Source organism: Bartonella sp. AA83SXKL, assembly GCF_042196965.1.
GTDB lineage: Bacteria > Pseudomonadota > Alphaproteobacteria > Rhizobiales > Rhizobiaceae > Bartonella.
In genome coordinates, this window is the sequence record NZ_JBHIRG010000047.1 from 1 (window position 1) to 4,616 (window position 4,616).

The 4,616-nt window shown below is 37.4% G+C and carries 6 protein-coding genes and 1 pseudogene; 5 read left to right on the forward strand and 2 right to left on the reverse strand.

The window, feature by feature from the left end:
- Positions 1-560: 560 nt before the first annotated feature.
- Both ACFINO_RS09090 and ACFINO_RS09095 read right to left on the reverse strand, forming a co-directional pair.
- A complete protein-coding gene (locus ACFINO_RS09090) occupies positions 561-1,616 on the reverse strand; it encodes a type I restriction endonuclease (RefSeq protein WP_144755027.1) in 1,056 nt (351 codons plus the stop codon).
- A 19-nt stretch (positions 1,617-1,635) separates the two neighbouring features.
- Positions 1,636-2,289: a LexA family transcriptional regulator gene (locus ACFINO_RS09095; RefSeq protein WP_004856665.1), complete on the reverse strand. Its 654-nt coding sequence runs from the start codon at positions 2,287-2,289 to the stop codon at positions 1,636-1,638.
- A gap of 95 nt (positions 2,290-2,384) precedes the next feature.
- Between ACFINO_RS09095 and ACFINO_RS09100 the strand changes: the two genes are divergently transcribed.
- From ACFINO_RS09100 to ACFINO_RS09120, 5 genes and pseudogenes are all read left to right on the forward strand, one after another.
- A complete protein-coding gene (locus ACFINO_RS09100; protein ID WP_375633226.1) occupies positions 2,385-2,660 on the forward strand; it encodes a helix-turn-helix domain-containing protein in 276 nt (91 codons plus the stop codon).
- Between the two features lie 17 nt (positions 2,661-2,677).
- Entirely contained in the window at positions 2,678-3,046 is a 369-nt protein-coding gene (locus ACFINO_RS09105; RefSeq protein ID WP_375613947.1) for a hypothetical protein, read from the forward strand.
- A gap of 123 nt (positions 3,047-3,169) precedes the next feature.
- Positions 3,170-3,487 carry a dATP/dGTP diphosphohydrolase domain-containing protein gene (locus ACFINO_RS09110; protein WP_375613946.1) on the forward strand — a complete coding sequence of 106 codons (318 nt, stop codon included), beginning with the start codon at positions 3,170-3,172 and terminating at the stop codon, positions 3,485-3,487.
- Between the two features lie 8 nt (positions 3,488-3,495).
- Positions 3,496-3,927: a hypothetical protein gene (locus tag ACFINO_RS09115; RefSeq protein WP_375633225.1), complete on the forward strand. Its 432-nt coding sequence runs from the start codon at positions 3,496-3,498 to the stop codon at positions 3,925-3,927.
- Between the two features lie 405 nt (positions 3,928-4,332).
- Positions 4,333-4,616: pseudogene (locus ACFINO_RS09120) on the forward strand (hypothetical protein); the annotation flags it as partial.

Sequence of the window (4,616 nt, forward strand, 5' to 3'; positions counted from 1 at the left end):
TTGATGCGAAAGATTTGGATTGCATCATCTGCCTCGTCAATAATTTTTAGAACTTGGCTTTCATCCAGTGGTCCCGACCGACCAATGTTTTGATCATCATCATAGACAACTAATAAAATTTCATTGGAATTTATAAGAATTGGCTTATCCATAATTTTTCCTCCCTAACGCCTCTTGGCGATTGTTCGTGTTAATGTAATTTAATCTACACCAGATCGGCTTTTGCTTCTTCGTGATATGTTGTTATAGAGGAATATACCGTAAAGGATTATTATGGTCAAGTCATTTTATGCTAAAATGGTTTTTTATAAATGAACTTTAATATTTATTACGAATCGGTTTGAGTATTGTAGCGTTCAGTGTAGAGGCATGATACTTCCTAGTATCCCGTAAAAAAATAAATCAGTTAGCTGTATTTGAAATTTATATGCAGGAAAAATTGGGGCAGTGTGCAGACAGAGCCAATCGATGGGTAGATAACGCCGTAGTTTTTTTATAAAAACTGCGGACGAACAAAAAAACCCCGCTTCAGCGGGGCATACATAGGTTGTTAGAATATCTTATAAATATTTTTTTGCTGTTTCTCTTATTCTGTCTGCAAAATCATAAATATTATCTAGCGTTTCAATACCGACTTTTTCATCAATATCAGTATCGAAAAGGGCTAGTTGCTTATGTTTTCTGTTAAAGTGCAGTCGAACCAACGGCTTTCTGTTATTATTGTCAATTAAAATGGCGCAGTACGACTTTGCATCTCTGATAACAATACGGTCGGCAGAAATAACTTCACGCGCAATTGCCTTGACAATCATGAAGCCTTCAACTTCCTCTTCGGTCGTTATTATGGCATGTTCATTACCAATAGATGTAGCAATATTATCTTGCTTGTCGGTTTCAGTTGTTGTTTGTAAAGCGCTAGAAAGCCGACTTTTTACCGCATCAGATATTACTTCGCGAAACGCATTTTTAGTAACACCTGTGAGCATTTCTAAGACATTAGCAGTCAGGCGCCCTTCATAAACATCCGCACAAGCAACACGAACAAAACCTTCGGACGGATTTTCTATTTCTTTTTGGATGTTTTGTTTTATTCCAGATACATATTTGAGCTGCTCGGCTGTCACCAATATATTTTCAATATTAAATGCTGAGCGTTCAAACTTTTTAAGCTCTGTAAGTACCACAGTATTGTATTCTATTACATCAAAAGTAAGGAATGGCCTATTATCGAGCTTGTTTGCAGCATCAAGATCTGTGTAAAAATGAAAAAATCGACCATTTGTCAAAATCGCGAATTTAGCATTCGTTACACTAAAGTATCGATATAATTGACTTAAATGCTTTGAACTCAATTCGCAAGATATCGGTTTGCACTCAAAAAGAATACGTATCTCACCGTCTATACGGATAGCATAGTCAACTTTTTCACCTTTTTTACCAACGGCATCAGCAGTAAACTCGGGAATGACTTCAAGTGGATCGAAAATATCATACCCAAGTGCGCGCAGAAATGGTAAAACGACCGCTGTTTTGACCGCTTCTTCAGTTAACATAGTATCTGAATGATTTTTGACTTTATCAGCTATTATTTTTAAGCTCTCGTCTACTGTCCCCATTCCCGCTTCTCCTTTGTTTTCAGGGTTTTCTTAAAATCCAAAGAACTTTCCCAACTACACGAATCTCCTCTCCATCAGTTGCCCCATTTATTTTGATAGGTTCTTGATGATTGGGTTCAGTACTTTCAGGCCATAGTTCAAATCCACTAATAGTTTGACGTATACGTTTAGCTGTACGCTCAATCATTTGACCATTGAATCGGCTGCGTTCAACTATCACGAGATCGTTAGGTTCCACATTAATGCCGGCTTTTATTATGTCTACGCAAATAAGTTGATCACCATCACGAGCAATTTTGTTAAGGCAGTTGCCCTCGATTTTTAAAGCAAATTGAAAGTGAGCTGGGTATTTCGAGGTGCTGGGTACATATTCTATGTCATCAAATCCAAAATCCATATCTTCGACCGACATCCACGAGCTAGCAGCAACTTTTCCTATCACCGGTATCATTCCAATAGCATTAGATATGGGATGTATTTCCTCGTTTTCTGGGAAAAGAAGATTAAACGGCTTTACACCAAGATGTGGTGCTAACTTTTCCGCCCACTCTTTGGTTAATTTTCGCTCACCTTTTTCAAGCCGTTTTATTTGAGGTTGCGTGGTACCAGCTTTTTCAGCCAATTTCACCTGTGTGAGTCCCAAATCTTTCCTCAATTTTTTAATTATATGCATGCTCTAAACCTTACACCAAGACTGCTTATTTAACAAAGTCCATAAAGGTATTTTTTTATTGACTAAAACAGTCTTTTATGGTATTTATTTGAATTATGGAAAAATTGAAATCATATCTCACACGAAATAAACTATCTCAAGCCGAATTTGGGAAGCAAGTTGGCGTAGCACAGAGTACGATTAACAGGTATTTACGCGGCTTGCGGTTTCCTGAGCCTGAAATTGTCTTAAAGATTGAAAAGACAACCAATGGTATTGTTCGTCCCGTTGACTGGTATGTCGATTTATACCCACGCCCCTCTCTTGAAGAGGTGGGCGTGCCACTTACTACAGCTGATAACAAACACCCACAGCAGCCTTCACACTCTTAAGAAGAAAGAAAGTAAAGATGGATTATGGTTTAGCGGCAATTATTATACTTTTTACGACCAATGTAATTACGGTTTTTTGTTTGTGGGCCTATCGTAAAGTTTTTTATTTATATCGTAAAAAAGAGCAAAGCTATGTAAATGTTTTGCAAAAATCATATTATACTTTTTATATTTTGAAAGATTTAATACAGGAAATAGGTTTTCCAGAAGGCTGTACAATCGTTTTTAATAATTCTGATTGGAATTTTTCTTTTGATGAAAACAACCATTTAATAGCCAAAAATTCTTTAGGACCAGAATTGTCCATAAAGATGCATGGCGACACAAAATATTTCAAAGAAAACTCTCAAAAAATTTTTGAAAAACACAATCGGTCCAAACATTAAATGTAACGAGATGAGGCATGCAGTGTATTTTTGAATTGAGTAAGTTCATTTTTTTTAATTTATGACTAAACGCTCTGTCATAGCAAACATATAAATACGTAGAGCCTTAAGGGGGGGATAATCATGGTTTTTAAAGCACATAAGAATGACATTGGTAAACCGCGTGTTGATCTTATTCCACCGTTGACACTGATTGAAATCGGTAGAGTTTTAGAGCTTGGAGAAAACAAATACGGTGCAAGCAATTGGCGTCATGGCATGAATTGGAGCCGTTTGTATGGAGCTTCTTTACGTCATTTATTAGCATGGTTTGGTGGAGAGAATAAGGATGGCGAGAGTAATTTATCACACTTGGCACATGCGGCTTGTTGCATTCTTTTTTTAATGGAATGCGAGGCAAAACGGATTGGCCGAGATGACCGCCCTAAAAGCAAAGAATAGAGATCAGAATGAGTTCGAATGAGATTTTAATAGCGGGCTTGGTAGTTTTGGGAGCTTTGCTTGTATGCGGAGCGATGTTGCGTGTTGTATTTTATTATCGCAACAAAGTCAAAGTTCTTAAAGAGCAGGTCTTGACTTTAAAAAGCAGCATAAAAACTCTTGATGAAGAATACGCGTGGTCAAGAAGTGCATCTTCAAAGGACGTGGCAAAGAGAACTAGTGATCTGAATATTGCAATTAAAGAACGCGATAGAGCGATAAAAGAACTACAACAAAGGACTGAAGAACATGAAAAGGCATTCAGAGATGTAAGTGAAGTAGTGATGGCACTAAAAGCAGATGTTCAATCACGTGACGAGGAAATTGAAAGACTAAGACAAGAGCTTAAGCAGCGTGAAGGTGCAGTAAAAACGCCGCCTCATAAGAAGAAAAGAAAGTGAGGGAAAAAAGATGAGTGTGACAGCGATAGCTTTGGGTATTGCATTTGTGATCTTTGATTTACTTATAATCTCCTTTGTTGTCTCGGAAATATTAGACAAAAAGAACGATAAACTCCGTGAGATCATTTCGAAAAAACATAAAATTTTACACGATTTGAAAATGCATATCTTCAAGAATGGGGTGGGAACATGAATCTAGGTGAATTAGTACTCTACTTATTCATATCAATAAATGCAGTGTTTTTTATTGCAATGATGGTTTTTATACTTTTAGTTGCGCCTATTTACATAGTGTATACTTCTGCTCAACCCGTCATAAAAAAGAAGAAAATTCTTAAGGAATTAGATGCTGAGATTGAGAGTTTAAAGCACAAGATTAATGAGAAGTAGGTACTGGTGATTTAGATGTCTCATACAATTCTTTGCCTTGATCTAGGGACTAAGACAGGCTGGGCGCTTCGTGATGCAGATGGTTTTATCACAAGTGATACAGAACATTTTCAATCACGCCGTTTTGAAGGCGGTGGCATGCGTTACTTGCGCTTTAAGAAATGGCTTACTGAACTAAAGAGGTCTGTTGATGAAATTGATGCAGTGTATTTTGAAGAGGTCCGCCGGCATGTGGGTACAGACGCTTCTCATGTTTATGGGGGCTTTCTAGCAACATTAACGGCGTGGTGTGAACATCA